This window comes from Lachnobacterium bovis, from assembly GCF_900111325.1.
Classification (GTDB): Bacteria; Bacillota; Clostridia; order Lachnospirales; family Lachnospiraceae; genus Roseburia; species Roseburia bovis_A.
In genome coordinates, this window is record NZ_FOGW01000025.1 from 1 (window position 1) to 25,255 (window position 25,255).

31 protein-coding genes are annotated in these 25,255 nt (G+C 30.7%); 2 read left to right on the forward strand and 29 right to left on the reverse strand.

The window, feature by feature from the left end; translation table 11 throughout:
* Together BMY79_RS09845 and BMY79_RS09850 are read left to right on the forward strand one after the other, a co-directional pair.
* On the forward strand, nt 1-281 hold a 281-nt coding region (locus BMY79_RS09845; protein WP_027422004.1), incomplete at its 5' end, for an IS3 family transposase.
* 131 nt (nt 282-412) lie between these two features.
* Nucleotides 413-1,348: a site-specific integrase gene (locus BMY79_RS09850; RefSeq protein WP_074730863.1), complete on the forward strand. Its 936-nt coding sequence runs from the start codon at nt 413-415 to the stop codon at nt 1,346-1,348.
* Between the two features lie 84 nt (nt 1,349-1,432).
* On the opposite strand, the gene fic is transcribed toward BMY79_RS09850, so the two are convergent.
* The 29 genes from fic to BMY79_RS09995 all read right to left on the reverse strand — a co-directional run bounded on the left by fic (nt 1,433) and on the right by BMY79_RS09995 (nt 25,235).
* Nucleotides 1,433-2,041, reverse strand: coding sequence for a protein adenylyltransferase Fic (gene fic, locus BMY79_RS09855; RefSeq protein ID WP_022750457.1), 609 nt, complete (start codon nt 2,039-2,041; stop codon nt 1,433-1,435).
* A 115-nt stretch (nt 2,042-2,156) separates the two neighbouring features.
* Nucleotides 2,157-5,120, reverse strand: coding sequence for a type I restriction endonuclease subunit R (locus BMY79_RS09860; protein WP_074730864.1), 2,964 nt, complete (start codon nt 5,118-5,120; stop codon nt 2,157-2,159).
* A gap of 34 nt (nt 5,121-5,154) precedes the next feature.
* On the reverse strand, nt 5,155-6,342 hold the full coding sequence (locus BMY79_RS11935; RefSeq protein WP_083383545.1) for a restriction endonuclease subunit S: 1,188 nt from the start codon (nt 6,340-6,342) through the stop codon (nt 5,155-5,157).
* 2 nt (nt 6,343-6,344) lie between these two features.
* The gene (locus tag BMY79_RS09875) at nt 6,345-7,940 is read right to left on the reverse strand and encodes a type I restriction-modification system subunit M (protein ID WP_022750205.1); all 1,596 of its coding nucleotides are present in this window, start codon (nt 7,938-7,940) and stop codon (nt 6,345-6,347) included.
* Nucleotides 7,941-7,942: 2 nt separating this feature from the next.
* Nucleotides 7,943-8,467: a restriction endonuclease subunit S domain-containing protein gene (locus BMY79_RS09880; protein WP_027422591.1), complete on the reverse strand. Its 525-nt coding sequence runs from the start codon at nt 8,465-8,467 to the stop codon at nt 7,943-7,945.
* A gap of 202 nt (nt 8,468-8,669) precedes the next feature.
* A complete protein-coding gene (locus BMY79_RS09885; RefSeq protein ID WP_074730865.1) occupies nt 8,670-11,183 on the reverse strand; it encodes a DEAD/DEAH box helicase family protein in 2,514 nt (837 codons plus the stop codon).
* Nucleotides 11,153-11,740, reverse strand: a complete 588-nt coding sequence (locus BMY79_RS09890) for a class I SAM-dependent methyltransferase (protein ID WP_022750209.1) — start codon at nt 11,738-11,740, stop codon at nt 11,153-11,155. Before BMY79_RS09890 ends, BMY79_RS09885 begins: the two co-directional genes overlap by 31 nt.
* Before the next feature lie 22 nt (nt 11,741-11,762).
* On the reverse strand, nt 11,763-12,563 hold the full coding sequence (locus BMY79_RS09895; RefSeq protein WP_022750210.1) for an MBL fold metallo-hydrolase: 801 nt from the start codon (nt 12,561-12,563) through the stop codon (nt 11,763-11,765).
* A 91-nt stretch (nt 12,564-12,654) separates the two neighbouring features.
* Nucleotides 12,655-15,837: an AAA family ATPase gene (locus BMY79_RS09900; protein ID WP_074730866.1), complete on the reverse strand. Its 3,183-nt coding sequence runs from the start codon at nt 15,835-15,837 to the stop codon at nt 12,655-12,657.
* Complete coding sequence (locus BMY79_RS09905; RefSeq protein WP_074730867.1) at nt 15,824-16,978, reverse strand: exonuclease SbcCD subunit D; 1,155 nt, start codon at nt 16,976-16,978, stop codon at nt 15,824-15,826. Before BMY79_RS09905 ends, BMY79_RS09900 begins: the two co-directional genes overlap by 14 nt.
* Nucleotides 16,979-17,058: 80 nt before the next feature.
* Nucleotides 17,059-17,535 carry a pyridoxamine 5'-phosphate oxidase family protein gene (locus tag BMY79_RS09910; protein ID WP_074730868.1) on the reverse strand — a complete coding sequence of 159 codons (477 nt, stop codon included), beginning with the start codon at nt 17,533-17,535 and terminating at the stop codon, nt 17,059-17,061.
* Nucleotides 17,536-17,943: 408 nt separating this feature from the next.
* Nucleotides 17,944-18,240, reverse strand: coding sequence for an Abi family protein (locus BMY79_RS09915; protein WP_177176441.1), 297 nt, complete (start codon nt 18,238-18,240; stop codon nt 17,944-17,946).
* Nucleotides 18,241-18,391: 151 nt separating this feature from the next.
* The gene (locus BMY79_RS12600) at nt 18,392-18,574 is read right to left on the reverse strand and encodes a hotdog family protein (RefSeq protein WP_155886470.1); all 183 of its coding nucleotides are present in this window, start codon (nt 18,572-18,574) and stop codon (nt 18,392-18,394) included.
* A gap of 78 nt (nt 18,575-18,652) precedes the next feature.
* Complete coding sequence (locus BMY79_RS09920) at nt 18,653-19,222, reverse strand: acyltransferase (RefSeq protein WP_074730870.1); 570 nt, start codon at nt 19,220-19,222, stop codon at nt 18,653-18,655.
* Nucleotides 19,223-19,432: 210 nt separating this feature from the next.
* Nucleotides 19,433-19,717: an EbsA family protein gene (locus tag BMY79_RS09925; RefSeq protein ID WP_177176442.1), complete on the reverse strand. Its 285-nt coding sequence runs from the start codon at nt 19,715-19,717 to the stop codon at nt 19,433-19,435.
* Nucleotides 19,718-19,879: 162 nt separating this feature from the next.
* On the reverse strand, nt 19,880-20,083 hold the full coding sequence (locus BMY79_RS09930) for a hypothetical protein (RefSeq protein ID WP_074730872.1): 204 nt from the start codon (nt 20,081-20,083) through the stop codon (nt 19,880-19,882).
* Nucleotides 20,084-20,138: 55 nt separating this feature from the next.
* Entirely contained in the window at nt 20,139-20,327 is a 189-nt protein-coding gene (locus BMY79_RS09935; RefSeq protein ID WP_022750503.1) for a hypothetical protein, read from the reverse strand.
* Nucleotides 20,328-20,514: 187 nt separating this feature from the next.
* On the reverse strand, nt 20,515-20,727 hold the full coding sequence (locus BMY79_RS09940; RefSeq protein ID WP_074730873.1) for a hypothetical protein: 213 nt from the start codon (nt 20,725-20,727) through the stop codon (nt 20,515-20,517).
* A gap of 12 nt (nt 20,728-20,739) precedes the next feature.
* The gene (locus BMY79_RS09945) at nt 20,740-21,189 is read right to left on the reverse strand and encodes a hypothetical protein (RefSeq protein WP_074730874.1); all 450 of its coding nucleotides are present in this window, start codon (nt 21,187-21,189) and stop codon (nt 20,740-20,742) included.
* Between the two features lie 21 nt (nt 21,190-21,210).
* Nucleotides 21,211-21,822: a hypothetical protein gene (locus tag BMY79_RS09950; RefSeq protein WP_074730875.1), complete on the reverse strand. Its 612-nt coding sequence runs from the start codon at nt 21,820-21,822 to the stop codon at nt 21,211-21,213.
* A gap of 260 nt (nt 21,823-22,082) precedes the next feature.
* On the reverse strand, nt 22,083-22,277 hold the full coding sequence (locus BMY79_RS09955) for a hypothetical protein (RefSeq protein ID WP_074730876.1): 195 nt from the start codon (nt 22,275-22,277) through the stop codon (nt 22,083-22,085).
* 60 nt (nt 22,278-22,337) lie between these two features.
* A complete protein-coding gene (locus BMY79_RS09960) occupies nt 22,338-22,544 on the reverse strand; it encodes a hypothetical protein (RefSeq protein WP_074730877.1) in 207 nt (68 codons plus the stop codon).
* On the reverse strand, nt 22,525-22,719 hold the full coding sequence (locus BMY79_RS09965; RefSeq protein WP_074730878.1) for a hypothetical protein: 195 nt from the start codon (nt 22,717-22,719) through the stop codon (nt 22,525-22,527). Before BMY79_RS09965 ends, BMY79_RS09960 begins: the two co-directional genes overlap by 20 nt.
* 70 nt (nt 22,720-22,789) lie before the next feature.
* Entirely contained in the window at nt 22,790-22,990 is a 201-nt protein-coding gene (locus BMY79_RS09970) for a hypothetical protein (RefSeq protein ID WP_074730879.1), read from the reverse strand.
* Nucleotides 22,980-23,393, reverse strand: a complete 414-nt coding sequence (locus BMY79_RS09975; protein ID WP_029067420.1) for a hypothetical protein — start codon at nt 23,391-23,393, stop codon at nt 22,980-22,982. Before BMY79_RS09975 ends, BMY79_RS09970 begins: the two co-directional genes overlap by 11 nt.
* An 18-nt stretch (nt 23,394-23,411) precedes the next feature.
* Nucleotides 23,412-23,726, reverse strand: coding sequence for a hypothetical protein (locus BMY79_RS09980; RefSeq protein WP_074730880.1), 315 nt, complete (start codon nt 23,724-23,726; stop codon nt 23,412-23,414).
* A 277-nt stretch (nt 23,727-24,003) separates the two neighbouring features.
* A complete protein-coding gene (locus tag BMY79_RS09985) occupies nt 24,004-24,192 on the reverse strand; it encodes a hypothetical protein (protein WP_022750652.1) in 189 nt (62 codons plus the stop codon).
* Nucleotides 24,193-24,427: 235 nt separating this feature from the next.
* Nucleotides 24,428-24,625: a hypothetical protein gene (locus tag BMY79_RS09990; protein ID WP_074730881.1), complete on the reverse strand. Its 198-nt coding sequence runs from the start codon at nt 24,623-24,625 to the stop codon at nt 24,428-24,430.
* A 13-nt stretch (nt 24,626-24,638) separates the two neighbouring features.
* A complete protein-coding gene (locus tag BMY79_RS09995; protein ID WP_074730882.1) occupies nt 24,639-25,235 on the reverse strand; it encodes a hypothetical protein in 597 nt (198 codons plus the stop codon).
* Nucleotides 25,236-25,255 lie beyond the last annotated feature (20 nt).

The window sequence follows — 25,255 nt, forward strand, 5'->3', positions numbered from 1 at the left end:
AGTATCAACATGCGAATTATAGAACTGCTTTAAAGGAACATGGAATTATTCAATCTATGTCTCGAAAAGGTAACTGCTATGATAATTGTATTATGGAGACATTCTTTGGAAGATTAAAAAATGAGATGTATTATGGCTATGAGAAAGACTATGCTTCTTTTGAAGACTTTTCAAAAGCGATTGAAGAATATATAGATTACTACAATAACAAAAGAATTCAGGCAAAAACAAAATGGATGCCACCTGTACAATACAGGATAGCATCCATGTGTTCCGCCTAGTTCATAAATATGTGTCCAGGATTCTGGGTACATATCAGAGCAGAAGAAAATCGGTAGCTATTTTACAGAGATTGACAACCTTATCACCCTTCATCGGCGTGTGTAAAACATTCTGAAAGGAGCACTTATATATGCATACAACGACAGTAAATAAATCACACATGTTATTTTGTGAATATTATAAACAATGGATTTCTGTATATAAAGAAGGTGCAATACGTCCTGTAACAATGAATAAATATTATATGACTTATCAGTGGTTAGTAAAACTTATACCAACCCTAATTGTCGGAGATCTTGATCGTATAACATATCAAAAATTGTTGAATGATTATGCACTTGAACACGAACGACAAACAACCATGGACTTTCACCATCACTTAAAATGTGCAATCTTAGATGCCGTAGATGAAGGGCTTATCCCCCATGATCCAACTAGAAAAGCTATCATAAAGGGCAAACAGCCCCGACAAAAGAAACCAAAATATCTTAATCAATACGAGCTTCATAAACTTTTAGATGACTTAAACTTGTCCGATCAAATAAATATGGATTGGTTAATTTTATTGATTGCCAAAACAGGAATGAGATTTTCAGAGGCTTTAGCACTAACTCCAAAAGATTTTGATTTAAGACATCAATTAGTAATCGTTTCAAAGACATGGGATTACAAAGGCAACGGCGGTTTTCTTCCTACTAAAAATCAATCTTCTATTAGAAAAATACCACTTGATTGGCAAACCGTTATACAATTTGCTGAGTTAATAAAAAATCTGCCTGAAGATGAACCCATTTTTGTTCAGAAAAAAGTTTATAATTCAACGATAAATGATATTTTGGCTAGACACTGTAAAAATGTCAACATACCTATTATATCTGTACATGGATTACGACACACTCATGCTTCTATTCTTCTTTTTGCTGGTGTTTCAATAGCTAGTGTTGCACGAAGATTAGGTCATTCGAATATAACAACAACTCAAAAAACATATTTACATATAATTCAAGAACTTGAAAGTAAAGATATTGACATAATTATGAGGTCTTTATCAAATTTGAATTCATAACAAAAACACACGTCGATGATATATAATGTTAATAAATTTAATTGACAAATTCACTATTACAAATAAAAAAGTCAAAGACTTGCATTACTGCAAATCTTTGGCTTTATATGTATAATATCCTTCATAATAATAACTATGATCAATGCCCTTCATGTATACGTCTCTATTATTAATCTCAGAAGTTAACGCATTTTTTAAAATGTATTTTATTTCTAAATCTTTAATTGGACTTCTTTCCATTGCTTGAAGATAATCTTCTTTGTCAACTAAGCTCCAGTCAACAACCTTTTGTATTTCTTTCTTCAAAATTAAATCCAACCAAATACGTGTGCTTCTCCCATTTCCTTCTCTAAAAGGATGTGCTACATTCATTTCGACATATTTTTCTATAATTTCATCAAAATTAGACTGAGGCATTTTTTCTATGTTCTCTAGAGCTGGTTTTAAATACATTACAGGTGCAAAGCGAAAATTTCCCTTTGCTATATTCACAGTTCTAATTTTTCCAGCGAATTCATAAATTTCACCAAATAAAAAACTATGGATTTCTTGCAATGTTTTCCATGTTCCTGGTTCTAAATTATCCAATGAACCCGATTCAAAAAGTTCTAACGCCTTTTTTTTACTGATTCTTTCTTCTTCACGAGCTAATTCTGTTGAATCTATTATACCAAGCTTATTTTCTAAGGTCATTTAATCCTACTCTCCTCAAGCATTAATTTATTTAACTAATATACTTTCAGTATATACTTTCTAAAATAAAACTTCAAATATAAATATTATTATAGAAAAATTTATAAAAAGAAGTTTATCTAGCAATATAATGAATAATAATAGGCATCAACTCTTCTTTGAACTCTCTTACAAGTTCTCTATTAAACTTAAATTTTGGCAAAGCATTCTCTGTAGCTTCTTTATACGCAGAATAATCCACACTTTCTCTAAGTTTATTTGCATTTGCAAGTTCTCCATCTTTATAATTATATGCCTCATATTTAACATCTTCATAATTAATAAACCATTTTTTTGCAAATTTTTCTAACTCATTATCAATTGCAGAACATCTCATTTTATTAATTATTTCAGATACATCTGAGCCAACAAATTTTTTCTTATCTTTTTCAATTTCATCGAGCACTTGCATAAAAATACTACTTAAACCAGGATTATCTTTTCCTAATTCATCAGCCATTTCACGGAACTCAGATATTTTTTGTTCAAATTTTGTTTCATCGAATTCTACATCTTCAGAATCTAACATTTCAACAAAGCCTTGTAATAACTCAACAATATATTCAAAATCTATTTTAAACTTATCGTATGCAACAAGTTCATAATCATCTGTAATAACTACTGGCTCATCAGAATTATCTACAGGATCTTCTTTTAATAATTCAACAATATTTTTGTACTCTGCTGCATAGTCTTCATAATCTTCTTGACTAAAACCAAAATCATCCATCATTGAAGGATCATAATTTGAGAACGACTTCAAATGTGCATAATCATGATCTAAGTCTCTGAATAATTTAACAAATGTTGTCATTTGTTTTTTAGACAGATTGATTGCATCTGCTGGTGTTGGTGCAAAAGTTCTAATTGTTTTTAAGGAACGATTAAAATTTTCAAGAACAGTATCCCAATCCTCTGCAATTGCCTTACCAAATCCTCCTTTAGAATATAAAACTAATGCATCGTTTATACATTTTTTATACTCTTTTGGAGTACGGAACGTAACGATCTGCCCGTATCGTTTTTTTTCATTAAATAATCTATTAGTACGAGAAAATGCTTGAATAAGTCCCTGTGGACTCATTGGAGTTCTGTCTATAAACAAAGTCGACAAACAAGGTGCATCAAATCCTGTTAGCAATCGATCTACTACTATTACCAAATCGATTTGCTGCGATCTATCAAGATAACGTTTTTCTTTTCTTGCTAAACGCTCATTTAAATTTCTATTATATGACTCTATTGCTTCTAATTTGTATTTTGTTCCAAACATATCATTATAATATTTTAACATTCGAGTCATTGCATCTTGATTTTCTTTTGACGATTCATCGTTTTCTGAAATTGAATACGTAATCGCAATCTTTGGAAAATCCGGCAACGTACGTACAATTTCTTCATCAATCTTAAGTTCATCTTCTCCATTTTTGATTTTCATAATCATATCATAATATCGTTGAGCCGATGCAATTGAATCAACTGTTAGCATTGCTTCAAAGGATTCTCCTCTACCATTCTGAACTCCTAACTTTACAGCAGATTTATTAAGAATAATCTCTAAAACATTTCTCATATGACCTTCACTATGATAATATGTATCTGCATCATCAGCCTTAAGATCCTTTGGCCCAAGATTTTCAACATTAAATCCTAATACTGCCCTATCATGAATAGCTTCCTTAATTGTATAACTATGTAAACAAGGACCATACAATTCTTCTGTTGTCTGCGCAAGATCACCCATTTGATCATATTTATTTTCTTCAAATATCGGTGTACCTGTAAATCCAAACCAAATAGAATTACTAAAAAATCTCTCAATGTCTCTCTTAGTTTGTGGCGTAACAGCTCTATGACATTCATCAACAACAAACGCTACTTTTAAAGAACGTATTTTATTATATGCTCTCGTACCTTCTTGTAATCTCTTATTGATCATGACTTGCATTTTCTGGCGAGTCGTAACGATCATCTGACGGTTACCATCTGCTAATTTTTTTACAAGGCTTCCAACATCTTCCGTATCATCAACTTCAATCGTATCATTATCTGCATAAGACTGAAAAGCTCCTTTAGTCTGTAAATCAAGATCTTTTCTGTCTATCAAAAAAACTGTTTTTTCTATTGATGGAATATCCATCAATAGATTTCTTGTTGCCTTATATGATGTCATAGTTTTTCCTGAACCTGTAGTGTGCCATATGAAACCAGATTTACCAGATTTTGACGCTGTTCTCATTGCTTCAATAGCATGAATCTGATATGGTCGAAGAATCAACAGTTTTCTTTTTTCATTATCTAAAACTGTGTATTTTGTTACCATTTCATGTGCCTGAGGTATACGTAAAACATCTTGTGCAAATTGTAAATAATCTCCAACTGGTTCATTTTTTTCATCAAGCCATCCTGTAAGAAATGTCTTGCTTAATTCTGTATCCCGAGCAGCAGAAAAATACTTAGTATCAACCGCATTACTTACAACAAACATCTGTACATTTGAAAAAATTCCACGAAATTTTCCTTCAGCAATATATTTTTTTATCTGTCTATAACCATCAAGATACGCATGCTCCTTGTTTTTTAATTCAATATGAATCATAGGAATACCATTTATCAAAAGTGTAACATCAAATCTTCTGTTCCTGCTTCCTATGTTTTCTTCATCCTTGAATGCCTGATATTGATTTATTACTTCATATACACTAGAACCACCCGCAATATGCTCATTATTCATAACGATTAAATGAAGTGTTTCGTTTCCACGTTGAACATGCACGTATACTTTTCCATTTTCACCTACCAACCATTTGCCCGCATCATAAAAAGATGCATGCGACAAATCGTTCTTTATCTTGGCAAATTCTGATTCACTTAACGGGATATCATTAAGTTTTGCTTTATTATTCTGTTCAAGAATATATTTAAAATTCTTCCAAATATCGTCTTCTGTTTTTATGTCAGGACGATATGTCCATTGAGAATCTTCGCTACAAAGCTGATCTATCAATTTTTGCTCTAATATAGCTTCTAACTCTGCCATACCACTTTTACCTCCAATATTTAAACACTAAAAATTATTTCTTTTTTCTTGGAAACATATTTTGTAGCATATATTTTTTTACTTCTTTTAAATTATCACACTTGCGCTGATGAAGGGTGATAAGGTTGTCAAGTGACTCAATGTACTCACCGATTTTCTGCTGTTCCTCATATGATGGGACGGGAATCATAATCGTTTTCATCCCCGCGATATCTATACTTTTTCCATCTCTGATCCCATACACATGAGGCTTCAACAGAACATCTATAAAGCGTCTTGATCTAAAGAATGGATAGTAGAATCTACTATCGGTGTTATTCCCGTGAAAAGTATGATATGCAGGGCTTATGATGCCATCAGAGTTTGCCTTTTCTAGTCCCCCTTCGAAGGATCTAAGGTGTACAATAAAGTCATTTTTCTTGACCATTTTGTATCCAGGTAAACTGTTTTTATCATATTGTAAGGATCTATCAGATTCCTCTCTTAAAATTGTTCCGCCCCCCTGTATTATAGTCAGTGGTGGAAGCTCTTCATGCTTCTTTTCTGAGTACTCTTCGAAGACATCAGAAAACTTACGCTGTTCCCAAGGATCAGTAAATCCTGAAAAACGAATTTCTGGAACATTTTCACCTTTTTTTGGAAACATTTTTTGAAGCATATATTTTTTTAAAGTTTTTGTCTCATCACACTTACGCTGATGAAGGGTGATAAGGTTGTCAAGCTTTGCAAAATACTCCGCAATTATATTTTGCTCATCTACTGAAGGCATATAAAATTGTATGGTTGACAATGCAGGATATTTCAAGTTCCATGTATCCGAGGTTAATCCCTGTGACCAACGTTGGAATATTTGTAAAGTAGATTCTTTTTTAAATAGTTCCATAAAAAACTTACCGTTTGCCTCTTTTGTGGGAATGAGCACAGTGTATGCAGGGCTTACTATTCCGTCATATTCAGAGTTTCCCACGGCGCCCTGCCACATTCTCATGGAATTATATGGAACATCTCCTTTTCTCACAATTTTATAATTGCTTTTATCTTCAGATGCTGTATTTCTTTTATCTGAATCAGCTTGTCGAATCACTCCGTTGCCTATTGTTACGGATAGTAATTCTTCATCACCATTAGCTCTTTCGCTTCTCTCTTTAAATACTTCTCCTAACTTACGCTGTTCCCAAGGATCAGTAAATCCTTTAAATCTAATATTAGGTGTTTTGTCCATCACTACACCTCCTCAAATATATTCATGAAGCCTCGAACTGCTTCCTCTGCTTCTGATGAATTAAAAGTCAAATCAGATAGCATCTGCATTAATTGTGCATTACCTTCTTCTATTTTCTTATTTGTGTCTTTTATTTCCACTGTAAGACTCTTTAAATCAATTTCTTCTTCCTCTTCACTTGTATCTACATATCTTGGAATATTTAGGTTAAAATCATTTTCCTTAATATCTTCAAACGAAGCTAAATATGCCTGTTTCTCAACTGTTTCTCTATTATTGTAAAGTTCAATTACCTTATCGATATGTTCATCTTTCATAACATTTTGTTTCTTTTCTTTTTCAAAAAGATTTGAAGCATCAATAAATAATACGTCTCTACCTTCTCTATGTTTCTTTAATACAATGATACATGTTGGAATTGATGTATTATAAAACATGTTAGAAGGCAATCCAATAACTGCATATATTGATCCGTTTTCCAATAATATTTTTCTGATTGTACCTTCTGCTGCTCCCCTAAACAATACACCATGTGGTAATACAATAGCCATTGTTCCAGTTTGTTTTAAGTGGTAAAAACCATGAAGCAAGAATGCATAATCTGCTTTTGATTTTGGTGCAAGTTTGCCACCATAATCCATAAATCTTTCATCTTGTTTAAATCCCTCTGCTGCAGACCATTTTGCTGAATATGGTGGATTCATTGTTACTGCATCAAACTCTGTATCTTCGTTAGTTGGCCAATCTGCATCTAATGTATCTCCATTTCTCAAATGTTGATTTTCTGGATGAACTCTATGAAGGAACATATTCATACGAGCAAGGTTATAAGTAGATGGCATTAATTCTTGTCCATAATACTTAATGTAATCTGGTTCATTAGAATAATTTCTACAGCTAAGCATAAGAGAACCTGAACCCATACAAGGATCATACACTTGTAATCCTTTCTTATCTTCTTGTCCATTCATAGCAATTCTACATAAAATCTGTGCTGGACCATGTGGTGTATAGAATTCACCAGCTTTTTTACCTGTTTCAGATGCAAACTGTCCAATCAAATATTCATATGCATTACCAAGCACATCTCCTTCTGCATGAATTAAATCTGCACCATCAAGTACTTTAATAACATTTGCAATTGTTGCACTTTGTTTTAAATCGCCAGTACCAAGTCTATTAGAATACAAGTCTACATCTGCAAATAAACCGTTAAACAATTCATCAGATTCTTGAATACGATTAAAAGCTGCTTGTAATTTTTCTCTATTGAAACGATTTTCTTTAGCATCTCTTAAAATACTTACATATGTCATATCTGGTTCAAGAGTATAATGCATTGATTCTTTTAATTCATCTAATAAATCTTTTGCATCTGGTGTTTTTAAAATTTCTTCATATTGTTCTTGTGCTTCCTCTAAACTATCAGGCATTGTGTCATTTAGAAGATCATATACCCTTGCTAAATATGAGTCTGATAAATATTTATAAAATACAAGTCCTAACAAATATGTCTTATATTCGTTTGCATCCATTTTACCTCGAAGCTCATCTGCTCCGCTCCATAATACCTGTAATAAATCCTTACTATCTGCCATTTTTAGTCCTCCTCTATCTTTCTTAGCATTTCTAAAGTGTATTTTCTTATATCATTAGCACGTTTTAAATATAATTCATGCTGTAAAATTGATTTTCTATATCCTTCTCCGATTAATTTCTGCTTTTCTAAATCAGGAAGTTTAATCTTTAAATCACCAATTGTCTTTACATTTAGCTTTCTTACGCTTAATGTTGTTCCCTGATGATACATTGCAATTTGTTGTTCTAAATCTTTACTTTCGTTAAATTTGTAACAAAAATACCATGGTAAAATTTTTGTCTCATCTAACTTACATTTCAAAAAGTTTTGAGTTATAACTTTTTTCTCAGTATTAACTGTTATTGGCGCCGCTTTAGATTTAATCAAGTTGATGATACATCCATACGTTTCTCCTGTGATAATGCGATTTGTCAAATCACATTCAAAATCTTCTGGCGTATAGATATCTTCATTTTGTTCTTTTAGTCTTGTGACATTTTTTCCTAGACTAAATTCCATAACTTCTATCAAACTAACCTCTTCCATCGAGCCCTCCTTTCGATGTAATTTAATTAAATTACACTATCATTGTAATATACAGTACATAATTTGTCAACATGTAATTTAATTAAATTACATGTTTTATTTCTTTTTATTTTATAAAAAAAAGACAGTGTTTAAATTTCACACTGTCCCCTCTTTTACTTCAATGGCAACCAATCTAACACTTTTATGCTTGATGTTATATTTACATTATATCATCATTATCTTTTGCAAGTCTACGACTATAGTAATCCATCGTTCTATACTCTATTACATCACCAAATTGTTCTGCGAAAATAGGATTATTAACTACTTTATCTAACTCTTTTTTCAAAGAAACGGTCCTATCTTCATTTATTATAAAGAAGCCTTTTCCTGATTGAGCTAAAAATTTTACTGGATTCTTATAAATATTATTAACATGATCTTTATCTAGCATATTTTTATATTGCTGGTAAGAGGTAATTTGGGGCAAATCTCTCCAATTTGCTCCTATTGCAAAATATTCTTTCCAACTCTTTAATAATTGGTCTTCATTTACCTTCATCAAACAATTACCATTATTATAAAATGCTTTTAATACCGGCATCTTATATACTTTGCTCATACTAGTCGTTTCTATTAATTCTATAAACTCTCTTCCTATCGTTCTACAAAATTGTTGTTCTGGTAATGTAAGTTCATTATGTTCTTCTAAAAATCTAAGATAATGTTTAAATATATTCTTCGACGAATTATTGATTGTCTTTTGATATACTTCATCATCCATTAGAGTAAATAGCTCTAGCCTACTTGGTCTATGACCTACTTCTTCTTTAATTCTTTCATATTCTGAAAAAATCAAATCTGTCAACTTAGTTTGACGTTTTTGAATTTCTTCAAATAAGTCTATTAATCTAAAATCATAGTCTACTAAACAATCATCTGGTAATTCTTCTTTTGAAAAATTAGTATATCCAGATACAGTTGTTTTATTCTTTCCTGTAAGATACGCAAAAGTTTTACCTGCTTTTTGATAATTACCAATAAAATCAAGCACATTCAAATATTGTTTATTTTTTGCTTTTCTTAATCCTCTACCAAGCTGCTGCAAAAAAACAATTGGCGATTCTGTAGGGCGTAAAAACATAACCATATCAATTTCTTTAATATCTACGCCCTCATTAAACATATCAACAGAAAAAATTACTTTTATCTCGCCTTCTTGTAATTTTTGAATTGCAACGCTTCGATCTTGCGAGTATTCGCCATTAGAATTACTATAAACTGCTGCCGAAGGTATCCCCCTTAACGAAAATTCTTTTGCCATTTCTTCTGCATGTTCTCTAGAGCAACAAAATCCTAATGCTTTTTGTGATCCAAACTTTTTATAATTTTTATAAATCAATTCATGTCTATGAACATTTCCGATGTATGATTTATTTAATTCTTTTTCATCATATTTGCCTTTTATTATTCGAATTTTAGAATAATCAACGATATTGTCATATATTCCGTAATAATGAAATGGAACTAGTGCCCCACGATTTATAGCATCCCTTAACGAAATTTCATATGGCACATTATAATCACATATTTCATAAATACTCCTACCATCCATTCGCTCTGGTGTTGCTGTAAGACCTAATAAAAACTTCGGCTTAAAATAATCAACTATCCTTTTATATTGATCATTTACAGCATGGTGAAATTCATCTATTACAATATATTCAAAATAATCTGGCGCAAAATACTCAGCATTTAAGTACTCTTTTCTACCTAAAGTTGATACAGACGCAAATATAACAGATTTATCACAAGTTTTATTTTTTCCATCAAAAAAGCCGTAATCCTCAGAATTACGGACATTATAAAAGGATCTCGATGCTTGTTTTAATATTTCTTCTCTATGTGCAACAAAAAGAACCCTTTTATAATCTTTAGAATCAAATGCTGCTAAATATGTCTTTCCAACGCCCGTTGCTGCTTGAACTAAACCTCTTGTTGCGCCTTCTGCTCTTGAATTTTCTAGTGCACATATTGCTTCTATTTGTGCGCCTCTAGGTTCAAATAACATACGTACATTTGTATCTGATGACTCATCATACTTATCTAAATCTTTTGACACACCTGGTCTATGCCAATTTTGTGCATAATGCTTTAATTCTTCATCATCTAAGATGATTGAATGATTATCAAATAAATCATCAAATGTCTTTTGAAAACGCTTATAGCTATCTGCATCTTTTAAGCTATTAAATCTATAATTCCATTCTATTCCAGAAGTTAGCGCACTCCTTGATATATTTGAAGAACCGATAAAAATATCACTATATTTCTCATAATGAAATATATACGCTTTAGGATGAAATGATCTATTTTTTTCATTGTAAAAACGTAAATCAACTAAATTCCCAAGTTCGTGCTTAATAAGATATAATGCTGAAGGCTGTGTTATTCCTAAATAATTACCTGTCAATAATCTTATTTTGACTCCATTATCAATTGCTTTCCTTAACTCCTTAAGAAGCATTTTGACTCCTGACTCCATCAAAAATGAAACTACAATATCAATTTTTTTAGCAGTTCGAATACTATTAATCAATTGATAATAAAGCTGAACAACTCGATTTGAATCCCCAGTCATTACATCTGTATATTCTATAAATGAACTATCTATAACATCTTGTTTAAGTTCACTTTTAGCACTTAATCCTTCTTTAAGATCAAATTCAACCATTTTTCTTCTCCTCTGCCTGGACGAACATCGGCTGTTACCCATTGTTCTACTATAGAAAGTCCTTCAACCTCATTGATAAATTCCAAAAAAGATTCGAATGTAAAATCAATAAAATATCGTCCGTTACGCTCTCCTTCAAAATTGCCATATTTAAATGACGTATAAATAATTCCATCTTTCTTTAATGCTTTATGCATTTTCTGAAAAACGTCTTTTAAATTATCTCTATTCAAATGTAAAATAGATGAACATGCCCAAATACCATCATATTCATCATCTACATTTAATTCCTGAAAATACATATGCTTAACTTTTATACCTGTGTATTTGCTTGCATTTTTACATAGTTCTAAGGAACCATCTATTGCAGATACATCAAAACCTAAATTCAAAAAATATTTAGTATCTCTTCCTGATCCACAGCCAAAATCAAGAATCTTGCTACCTTTTAATTGTTTTAGGAATCTATCTTGTGTTTCCTTAAAATCCACATTAACTGTATTTGAAATAAACGCATCTGCATTATTATTATAGTAATCTATTGTTTTATTATTCATCTTTTTCTCTCTTTTTTATTTTTTATAATTCCACGGAATCTAAATCATTTGGAATCAATAAATTGCCATTATAATACTTAGAGCCTTCTTCTGCATATAACTCAGCTCTATTTGAAATATTTTTATCTTCTGTATGATATAGTAATAGGTTCTTAACGTTTAATTTTTCAGCCAATTCACAAGCATCTTTTACTGTTGAATGATGCTTCTCATACGGATTAAAAATATCTCTTTGTGAATAAAGGCAAAATGCTTCGTGAAGTAACCATTCACTATCTTTAGCATACTTTTCTTCACATTCAGAATATGGTTCATCTCCACAACAAGTAAGTTTCTTACCATTACCCATGTCCATTGAAAATCCATATTGTTTAGCTTTAGTTGATTGAATATCAAAAAAAATCACATCATGATCTATAATATTCTTTGTTTCGCCATCGTGAACTTCTACAAAATGCAATCTATCTCCTATGAATTTGGACTGTTTTTTTACTAATAGTTTGTCCGACATATCTGCAAGTAGTTCTAAAACTTCTTTATGCGAATAAATAAATGCCTCTCCTTCATAAACGCCCTGGCTCATTGATTGGCAAATCTTTCTGATCATCCATACTATTCCCATAAGATGATCTATATGTTTATGTGTAACAAAAATATGATGAATATCCATTACATCATAATTGGCATATTTAATCTGATGAAGAATATTATTTCCACCACCACCATCTACCATAAATAATTTATTATTATCTTCTACTATAAAGCATGTATTATAACATTCTGTAACTAATGCACATCCTGTTCCAAGCATTGTTAATTTCATTAAAAATCACTTCCGTTTCTTACTATTTAATTATCCATTATATTATTACAAGCATTTGATTGTGCCGTCTAATCAAATATTTATATTTCTTCTATAATCCTGTATCAACAACTAACTGACTACCTTCTTTAGTTTTTTTGACGCAGATTTGTTGCGAAATATTTTCAATTAATTCTTCTCGATGACTAATTACACCAACTAATTTATTCTTCCCTGAAAGATTAATTAAAATTTCCATAGCATTATCTATAGACTTTCTATCTAATGTACCAAATCCTTCGTCTATAAATAGGGCATCCATTTGGACTCCACCTAAATTTGTTGATACTGTGTCGGATAATCCCAAAGCTAAACTTAAGGAAGCTTTAAAACTTTCTCCTCCCGAAAGATTTCCTACTGGTCTTCTATGTCCTGTATAATTATCCAAAACTTCTAAGTCAAGGAAATTGTTACTTTTCTTTCCTACTGCATCTTCTTTACGATACAATTCATATTGACCATCACTCATTGGTTGTAAACGTCTATTTGCCGCAGCAATTATTCCATCAAAACCTGCTGCTTGAATATATTGTTCAAGCGTAATCTTGCCATTACCCGTTGTACCCTTTACAAGATTATACAATTTAGTGCAAATATTATGCTCTTTTCGTGCTTTTTCTAAATCATCGCGTTGATCAAGGATATTTTTGTGTTTTTCTTTATTGTTAGATATACGGTTCGAAATCATATTATATATATTTCTAAGATTTCTAACTTTTTCGTCTTGCGATTTACATACTTCCTTGAGTGCTTCAACATCAACAATCTTCTTACCTTCAGCGTCCTCTTTAGCTTGTAAAAGTTGCTTATTATTAGTTACAACTGCTTGTTTATATGAATTAATTTTCTTTTCAGTTTCTAATAATTCTTCTTCTGACACAACAAATTTAAGCATCTCTTCTACATTTAAAAACTTTTTTTCTTCAAGTTTTTTTTCTAATTTTAACTTTAATGTTTTTACATCATTTTGTTGTATCTGTAAAGTTGACTCTAATGTTTTTATCGCAGCTGAAATACCTGCTAAATCCTGGTCAGCTTTTGTCTTTTCTTTCATTGAATTATCTAAAGACAACGAAATATTATTTTTTCTTTTCTCAGCTTTTTCTTTTTCTATTGAAGCTTTTTCCCAATTCTCATAACTTAAATTCTTGAGTGTATTCAATGTTGCTGTTGATGCTGTAATATCTTCATCAATAAAAATTTTCTTCTGTTGTAACTGCATTTTATCGGCTTCAAGCTTTTCTTTTATAACGCCAGAGGCTTCTTCTAAACTTTTTTCAGAATTCTTTAGCAATATGCAATCTTTTTCTATCTCTTTTTGCAATTTGGCATTCGTTATTATTTCATTATCAACGACCGCTTTTAAATTTTTAAGAGAGAGTACAAGTTCCTCAAGATTTTTGCCTTCAAATTCTATGCTAACAATATCATTTTCTAAACAATCAAGAATCTCTACTCTCATATTTTCTTCATATTGTTCAAGTGCTATTTTAGCTTTTTCTGCCTCTGTATTCGCGGTAGTCTTAGCTTCTTGTGCTTCTAACTCTTTAGCTTTAAGATTTTCGTATTCATCTTCTGAAATGCTATCGTTCGGTAATTGTGCAAGTTCTGGATGATGAGTCGATCCACATACAGGACATTTATCGCCTTCTATCAAATTTATAGCTATTATTCCAGCTCTGCTACTTTCAAAAAGCTTTTCACCTTTTATCCTATCTGCATTGGCACTTTCGTATTTAACAAAAGCTACCTGAAAAGCATTCTGACATGTCATTAAGTGATTTCTACGTCTTTCTCGTTCTTTTAGCTGTTTCTCAAGAACATCTTCTATCTTATCACGAAGATTCTTTAAATCTCTGACTTTAATCTGTACTCTTTGTAACTCACTTGGCTGATTTTTTTTATCTGAAATTATCTGATTTAATTCTAAAATCTTATTATTTAACTTTTCTTCTCTTAAAATCAAATCCGATTCTTCGTTTTTAATAGTTTCTTTAGCCTTTTTTAACAAATCAAGCTTTTCTGTAAGTTCAATGCGTTTTTGATACTTTTCTTTTTCTTCATCAATCTTATTAATAAAGATATTAAGCTTTTCTAATTCTGGCCTTAGTTTTTCTAAATTTTCTAACTTATCTGTAGTCTCTTTTACTAACAGTTCAACTTCTGATTTTTTTTGTGTTTTATAGGTAATATTATCTTTGGTTGAAGTAATTTCTCGCAATTTATTGTACCATGCAACGTACTCTGGATTAACATCGTGTGTCGCTGCTTTTTGGTTGCCTAGAAGTTCTTCTAAATTGGTAATTTCTTTTGCTTGTTCATCTAGCTCTTTCCGCTCTTTTTCGAGATTATTCAACCTCTCAATTATCTTATTATTTATCTCAGCTCTGGCTAAAACCTCTTTATTCTTATTGTACTTATCTTCAGCTTGATCTAAATAATTTTTAATATCTTGCTGCTTTATCTCGTCTTTTTTTATTATTTTTTTTATAATCTCTAGAGTTTCATCTAGATTCCAAGTCTGACCTAATTGTTTTGCTCTACTCTGAAGTTCTATTAATTCCTCATAAATTTGGTCTGTTTCGTCAGTTTTTACATCATTAAAATATTGAACAATGCTTTCCTCCATTTTTTCTTTTTGCTTTTTAGTATTGTTCATACGATCTTTTAGCTTAAACTCAATATTTTTGTACCCATCTGTCATAAAAATAGTACGTAATATTTCAGTTCTTTGATCAGTTTTTGCATTTAACAAATCCCAAAATTCTCCCTGAGCAATCATTGCTATCTGCTTAAACTGTTTATCATCAATATGTAAAAGCTCCATAACAGCATTATTAACTTGTTTTATTCCTTCAATTGGTAACTCGCCTTCGGCAAAAAATGTTGCTTTTTCTTTTTCTATAATCGTACCATCACCACGTTGTTTTGGTCTTTCATATTCAGGATGTCTTTTTACATGGTATTCTTTTCCTTGATGCGAAAAATAAAAATCAACATAACTTTCCACATTCGGTTTAGCATATTCACTACGAAGGTTTTTCGTATCTCTATAGGTTCCACTTGTGGTTCCATATAATGCGAAACAAATAGCATCAAAAATTGTAGTTTTTCCAGCTCCTGTATCACCTGAAATTAAAAACAACCCTCTCTCTTCAAATTGTCCAAAATGAATCTCTGGCATTAATCCTGCATATGGGCCGAATGCACTAATAATAAGTTTAATTGGTTTCATCAATAACACCTGCCTCTCTTGCTGCCATTCTCATCATTTCCATTTCCTCATCGCTTATATCACACTTGTACATAAGACTATAAAAATCACTTATTAATTCAGTAAATGATCTATTTTGTGCTATTTGCGAAATATCTACCTGTTCTATCTCACGTGTATGAGAATTATCATAATCAATTTTTACTGTATTAGGATAGATTTGCTGAAAAATCCCCATCGCATCGTTAATTATTTCTTCATTCTTTAACGTTGCATAAATAAAATCTTCTTGTGCCGTAACATTTTCTTTATTTAATAAATCTTCTATTTTACCAATAATATGACGCATATTACGCATCGGTTTTAAAGAAATAGAATCTACTGTTACTTCTTTTTTTTCGATATTTACAATCGGAACTGATTTATCATTGTTAACTTCACTCAATGAATATTTAAGCGGCGAACCTGAATATCTAACCTCTTCTCGTCCTACTTTTTGTGGTGAATGAATATGTCCTAATGCAACATAATCAAATTTATCAAAAATGTCATATCCTATTTTTTCTACCAAACCTACATTTTGGGTGCCTGCTCCTTCAGAGCCTCCACATTCTGGATCTTCACCTTTTCCTGCCACAAACTGATGAGCAACCAAAATATTATTTTCGTTTTCATCAATTTCAGAATTATCAATAATAGTTTTTACTGCATCTTCATAAGTTTCAATTCCTGCTTCAGGATAAAAATGCTTAACTTGAGATGCTTTAACAAAGGGAAGTAAATAAATATTGAATTTCTCTTCGCCATCCATAATCACATGTTTATCAAGTTGTCCATTATAAACAGCTGAAATATAAATTTGATTACTCTCAAACAACGTACTTCCATAATTTAATCTATCATCCGAATCATGGTTACCACTAATCATAAATACTTTCACATGCTTAGCTGCTAAATGATTCAAAAAATAATCTAATAAACGTGTTGCTGCCTCGCTAGGAATTGACTTATCATATACATCACCCGCTATTAAAACAGCATCCACTGAATTATTATCTATTATATCTAATACTTGATTAAGAATATATTTTTGATCTTCAATCAAGTCAAATTCTCCAAGCGATTTTCCTAAATGTAAATCACCTAAGTGTAAAAATTTCATATTACCTCTCTTTCAATGTTCCATATTTTTTGCTTTTAATCAATATGCTTTGCTTTTACTTTCTTTTAACCACAAAGCACCTATGACTCATTTACAATTTTTCCTGTCATATGAACTGGAGAAAATTCAAGACATTGTACTCTTGATAATGCATTATTTAGCTCTTTTTGTAAATATTCTTCATCATCAGTAAATTTTTGAGTTAAACCTGTGCAAATTTCCTTTGAGAGTTCTTTATCTTCAACCAAATGAATTTTTCCAAAAACAATAACACTCTTGATATTTAACGCCCACTCTCCCTCTTTTCGATATCCTTCATCATAAACACAGTAACTTGCTTTTTCGCATTTCTTTATTGCATCAATTTTATGTCCCTCCTTAGCTCCATGAAAATATAGTTTGCCATCTTTTTCGCAAAACCAATGATTTATAGGAATTCCATATGGATAACCTTCATCACCAATTAAAGACAGTACTCCTCTCTTGGTTTGTTTTAATAATTCAATACATTCATTTTCTGTTAATTTTTGTTTAAATCTTCTCATTTTTCTATACATACTATTTACCTCTATCTATTTTCTATTGCTATTTTAGGTTATTTAATTTTTAATTTATGTTTTACTTCCTTGTTCTTAGCTTTTTCAATGATATAAATAAAATAAAAACGTCATTTCCTTATCTTCTACGACCTAATGACAAGGAAATGACGTTATTCACAATCACTCGGTAGCAATGTGCGTCTAATCAATTTTTTCTTTTATCATAACATAAAAAGAATTAATTGTAAAACATCAATTGCTTCATTCGGAAGTCGCGAGCTCCCGAATTTTCCTTCCTTGAAAATAGATTAATAGTTGCGTCTCATGTCCATTCCTTGCGCTTAAAAATAGGCATAATAATAGACCAGTACATATCAAATCTGGGTGTTCCAGAGGTACTGGTCTATGTAAGGTTACTCTATTAGTTTAATTTGTCATTCCAAAATGTGTGGCTATACTAGCCACTCTAACATTCCTAAAATCAGAATTATATAATCGTTCCTCATGAGCACACTTATTTCTAACCAAGTTGAATATTTTGAGTGCAGATTGCATATCTCCAACACTAATTCTAATAGGACTTGTTGACACATATTGTTTTGCATACTTATCAGAATAATACTTAGCAATAGTATTCTTCTCTGTATTCTTCAAAAAATGGCCAGGGCGTCGTACGCTTCCTGACCTAATCTTATACTTATAATATAGATAGATTTCCTTTATCTGTCAAGCCATAATCATTATCAAAAACAAGCACTACAATGCTAATATAACACTATGTATTATCAAAATAGAATCACAACCGCCGTATATAAAACAGCACCTTAGACTATTTCTAATCTAAAGTGCTTTATAGTTATGTTTGTAATTTTTCTCAACACTGTTGAGAGTTTTCATATTCTTCCTCTGCTATATTTATACAACTCATCCAGTTTCTCTTTTTATTATTGATCTCAATTATTTCAGCCTCAGCAGTGATTGTATCCCCAATATACATCGGTTTTAAAAACTTACTGCTTTGTGATAGATATATCGTTCCTTCCCCAGGCATCTTCATTCCTAACACGGTAGATATACATCGCTCTCAGATATAGTTTTTGAAAAACTTGCCTTTTGTCCTACAAAATATTACATTTCATTCTCCATATTGTTTATTATATTTTTTTTCGAGCTCTAACAATTTTTTAGAACGCTCTTTTTTATATTTACATGGGATACCTACATATATTCCCCATTCATCCAAGGATTTTGTTACAAGTGACATGCTACCAACTGCAGTTCCTTCACCAATTGATACACCTGGAAGAATTGTAGCACCAGTTTCCACTATTACATGTCTTCCCAATTCAACTTTTCCCGAGACTCTTTCCAAATATTCTTCATCAATTGTTGGATTTGTTAAGTGCTCTCCAGAATAGTCATCACTCTCTGCATAAATTACGCATCTAGAGGATAGAGTTGAAAAGTCACACATCTTCACACCTGTATTTCCCGCAAATATTCCACAAAATACCGCGATATGAATGTTACTGCCAAGTTCAATAGCTCCAGATAAAACACAAAAATCATCTATTCTTACATTATTTCCAATAACCATCTTTGATGCTCCATATATCTGAGCATTTCTACTAATCAAGACATTTTTTCCATAGCTTTTAAAACCTATTTTTTTTAATTCATCCTCAGAATAAAAACTAGTTGCCATATTCATTCCCTCCCCAAAGTGTACTTTCTTATTTTTTGTAAAATTAATAAACATCATTATCTGAATTTTCATATGGTGCGACAATATTATAACTCTTTAAACCAAAAAGAACCACAGGCTGATTGAATAAATATTTCAACTTGTGGTTCTGTAATTAATCGCTTATCAATCAAAAGTATCCTCTTACTTGACTGTATTCAACACTTTCGACTAATTCATCTGCAAAATTCCTTCTTCTACTAATCTTGCAGCAAAAAGATATGCTTTAGTTGCTGCTGGATCTACTGTATAAAATTTCTTGTGTTGCGCATCGTAAAGCTCAATCTCTTTTTTAGGCTCTTTAACTTCAGCACTCTTAACATCACTAATCTTAAATTTTTTTACATTTTCAAACAATGCAGGATAAACTGTTACTTCATCCTCTTCAACAATCATCTTCCATCGTGCTCCTGCTACTTGAAAAAGTATTCCAATAAGAAGAATTACTGCAACAATTACAAAAACTACACTATTATTTCACTATACAATTATTTGCTAAGAAATTATTAAAAACATTTTCCTGCAAAAGTCTATATGCAATAGAACTTTTAGATACATTATCTTTTAGGATGAAATCCTTAATTTTAGTTTCAACATATGAATTTAGATTGCTTTAAATTATCTTCTCAATTTTGAAAAAAAACAAAAATAAAAAATTACAAGCATTACTACTTGTGCAATGCAAATAAATAACATGTATAACCTTTTCAGCTTTTTAGATACCTTTTCATTCTTTTCAATAGCTACTAACCCCTTTATCAAAATTCTTCCTATCAAAAACCACACTACCCATGCAATAATAACTTCAACAGCTGGTGTCATTCTTCTTCCTCCTTCTAAGCGATATTCATTTGAAAAGAACCTATCTTCATCTTTTTTATTTACTAAAAAATTTATCCATTATAAATGTTGCAAGTGCAGATGCTATTGCACACATGCCTCCACATAAAAGAGCTCTCCATAAAATTGGCATATCTGCGTTTATATTCTTTGACACTGAATATGTCAAAGAGCATGCAGCTACTGCAATTATATTACTTACATTTCTTTTTTTATCTTTATTCATAATAATTCACCTACTTGTTATAACTTTTAAAGTCACAACATATCCTTTCTTTAAATTTTAACCATTAACTAGGATTAATTTTTACTATCTTAGTGTTATACTTTACATATAGCCAAAAAGTGTTTAAAACAATAACAACTGATAATGGCTCTGAATTTGCAGATTTAGCAAATTTAGAATTACAAAATTATTGATTATATGATGGCAATACATATATGAAATGAATTGCTAAACCAGCTATAAAAATCAAACCTACAACAAATATATAAATAGATTGCACTTTTTTTGTGAACCATTCAAATTTAGGCAATACAGTAAATCCTAAAGCTGCTAATCCTGCAGGTACCAATATTAATGCCAACGATAATAATAATTTAATTTCTGTTGAAACGTTATTCATATTTTCTTCCTCCTAAAATCTATTTATAGCAAAGGCATATACTTTACCTTCAGCTGTCACTAATGTTACATCATTTTCACATGCTAAATAATAATATTCATCCCCTGTTGTATATTCAACATTTATAATATTTCCATCATTATCTTCTATAACATCCTTTGTTATATCAAATGACTTTATTTTTCTTCGTTCAACTTCAACAGCAGACTTGCCTAGCATAATTCTCTTTTTTAATCTATATGCTTTAAATGCGTCAATAAAAGGCTTTCTTATTACAAAAACTTGCATCAATGCACTAAATATCATTGCTAAAATCACAACTCTATACCTTCTAATACAAATAGAATACCATGCGAAAATTAGCATCGTAATGATCATTGGCATACAAAATGTCACTCCTGTTCCTATTTTATCCTTAATTGACTCATTTAATTTTAATTGAAAGAGTTGTTCTTCATTCATAACATATGATCCTCCTACAAACTACGTTGTTGAACAAATATAAAATGCAGCAATAACCAAACACGCACCGACCAAAAAAATAGAATACAATATTCCATAAGCAACCTTTTCAAAAAAGGAAAACTTATCTCCATTTATTTCTTCTCTCCGTTTTCCTGTGTTTTTTTCAATTATTTGAAATATAGTTTCATCTATTTCTTTTTTTGTCTTACCTTTAGATGGATTTGTAAACTCTATAAAATCTCCATTTTTCATTTTTAATCCATGCTTTCTTATTTGTGTATCATGAAGTATCTTATTTTTTTTTATTATTTTAATAAATGAACCATAGCCTACGACTTGATTTAAATCTATTTCTTCAACTTTTTCTTTATTTTCAACGCCCGCTGGATAGTAATAAAATAGTTTATTATCTGACCTCAACTTAACAAATGCTACTGTCTTTTTAGTGTACTTCCTATTTTTACTCGCATCTACAATACATAACATAATACCTAAAATTAACAAACCTTCGGTCAGCCATACTAATTCAAAACAAGACATACATACTGCCATAAGCGTACACAAAACATTTAATTCTGCTATAACTGGCAAATTACCTGCTATTACCTTTTTTCTACCTGAGTATTGCATTCTTTATTTTTCTCCTTATCATCGAATTTTATCAAACCATTAGATGCCGCTGAAACGCTTGTGCCCAATGAAAAGTTCTTTGGATACTAATGAATTTTTGGTATCTAATTCTTCAGCAGATTGTTTCTTGGTATGATCCAATTGTCTTACATCAGATTGAACACAATCCATTATAGCATAATTAAATGAGATTCCAACCCCATTTTGATCTTCTTGACGTAATAATCTACCTTCTTTTGAAAAATAATATACGTCTCCTGCTAATGTTTCATATTTGTAGTTGTATTTTGTGTATACGAAACTATCTCTTCATATTCTGGAAGCTGGCTAATGTAGATCTCTTCTGGAAGGACTGGTATTCCTTTGGCTTTTTTCTCTGTTGATTCTTTTGCCAGTGTTGATACAAACTCTTTAAGTAAAAAAGAACCACAAAGACTTTTCAATTTCATATACATCTAAAAGTATAGCTTTTAACTATATAAAACCTTAATCTTTGTGATTCTTTGCGATTCCCTTTATTTTTTAAATGCTACTCCAATAATCTGTCTTTTGTGACTCTTAACAAAATTTCCAAAGTTCTTAACAGCACTTCCAGCAGCCTTAACCGCTTTACTAGCCTTATCCTTAACCCACTTAACTGGATTTGGCCACATACCATTTAAATCTACACTTAGTACACCATTGTTATAACAATAGCCATATCTATTCAATGTAAACGGCATTTCTATTGTACCTTGAATTACATCTGTTCCAGAGAAGCATGTTTCTATATTCTTTTGTTAAATCTATTACATAATCAATCCTTGACATAGGATTTGTAATCTGCGCTTTTGTATTAAGTTGTTGCATTGGATCTAAACCAACCGCAAGATTTTTGGCAACATCAACTTGTGACATATCGCTTACTTTTGCCCTTGTGATTGAAAATATAACATTTGATTGTCTATACTAACAGAATACTGACTTTTTACCATTTTTTATTAATAAAGTACCAAACTATAACTATCAAAATGCTTAACTCTATTATTGGTAAAGAAATATGTAAAAATTTTTTTGCCTTTTCTTTATTTTTTTCAAGTAAAATTCTATACGGAACAACTATAATAAAATTACCTAAAACAATCAACCCAAATATGATTAATACGATATTTAATGATTCATCTCTCATTTTGTACCTCCATTTTATAAAATTCTTTTGTTTCTGGAATTATATATATTGTTACATTGTCCCCCCTTGTATACTTATGCCCTCTATCTTCATAATAATAAACATTATTGTCTTCTTCAAAAACCCTCCATTCGCCTTCTTCATTAGGCTTAGATGATTCTATAATTCCTCTCTTTGTTATAAAATCATTATTATATATTTGAACCGAAGCCTTTATTGCTGGAACTAAAAAAACTGATACTGATAATATAAGCATGCAAATAGCTATTCCATCAAATACACGATCTACTATAGATACTTCTTTTTTTTTAATAAACGCATACATTTCAGGAATGACTCCTAACAATCCAATAAAAATTCCAGCCACACCAAATATATAATCTACTTTCATCTGTGTTGTCATTTTGTTTCCTCCACATTTTTATTTTTTTTCAATATTATTTTTACTATTTGAATTTTTATGTTTTTGATTCACCGAATTAATAATCAAATCACCAAACACCGTACTTCCCCCTATATCGCACGCATATTTATGCAATTCAATCCAAATTTTTCCAATTGAATCCAAATCAGTAAATCCTCCATATAATCCCGTATGAAGCCCTGAAAAAAATAACTGCATAGCACCTGAAATACCAGCATTTTTAAGTGTTATTAATAGGTCTGTTCCTGAGCTTACTGATGAATATACACTACTCCCAATACCCGCCAATATATTCACTAGGGCGATATTCATTTGAAAAGAACCACAAAGACATTTCATTTTCATGCATGCAAAAAAATAAAACTTTAATCGTATACAAAAAAATTTGTCCTCGTGGTTCATTTTATTTTGTTATTTTTACTAGGATAAAAATTACTCTGCTGCAAAAATCATCATTTCCTAATTTATATGCTTAAAATTCTATCATATCTTCAGTATCAATATCTGAAATAAATCTCCAATCATTGTCGATATTATTTAACTCTGTGACTACGATTATTTTTTAGTTTCTTTTTTATCTTCATCTTTTTTATTTACTAAAAAATTTATCCATTATAAATGTTGCAAGTGCAGATGCTCCTGCACACATTCCACCACACAAAAGTGCTCTATATAAAACAGGCATATCCGAATTCAAATTCTTTGACACTGAATATGTCATAAAGCACACAGCTAATGCTATTATATTACTTACATTATTTTTTTTGTTTTTATTCATCTTAATCCACCTACTTGTTATAGCTTTTTTAATATAATTCTAAAAAGCTATAACATATCCTTTCTCTAATTTTTTAATATTATGGAATGACACTGACAATACATAAAGATACCTAATAGTCTCTCTTAAATTGAATTGTCCACATCTCCTACTTTAAACATTGCAAAATTCCAAACGCAACAATAAAGCCACATAATCTTGACAAAAATTTTATTTTTTTGTTTTTAGAATTATATCATTTTCCTGTTTTAAACTTGACAGCTATTACTATTAAAAAAAATAATACCAAACAAACTCTTGATATAATTTTTTCTAGCAAGCTATCCGAATCAAACCATGCTACTGCCACGGAAAACATTTTAATAAAGCAATAAAAAGCCACTATTACAGCTAAGAAAATCAAACATAATACTATTAATCTCATTAATCTCATTTATCTCACTCCCTTATAACTTATAATAATATGGACTAAATTCTTTTAATTCAGTTGGATTAATTATCAATTTTTTTGACGACAAATCTGAAACCAACTTGTAAAAATTACTTGGCATATGTGCCTCACATATTCTTACACATGATAACTTACTACCATTTCTAAACCCTTTTATAGTATCAAATCTTCTTAAAGGGCTTCTTCTATATGCCTTAAATTTCAATTCCTCTAAAGGAATTTCTTTTCGACCTTTCATTAAATAACTTTCACCAATATTATCTAACGACACTTGTATAACCAGCCTGTGTAATTGATTTCCAAGCCAAACAATCCCATATAAAATTAATACCACAGTACCTGCAATCAAAACGAGACAAAGAAAAATAATTATTCCATAAAATATCTTTACACTCAACTCATCCTCAAGATAAATCGCCATATATATCGCAAATGCTAACGGAAGATAAATTCCAAACATCTTAAAAGTAGATTTCATCATACTCATGGTTTCTTCTATGTTGGAATCTGAAGTATATATATGAACTGTACGATTTTTTTTCTCTCTTTGGCCTTTATTACTTTCTCTTTTCATTCTATATCTATTTTTCATTTTTATTTTCCTCCTGAAAT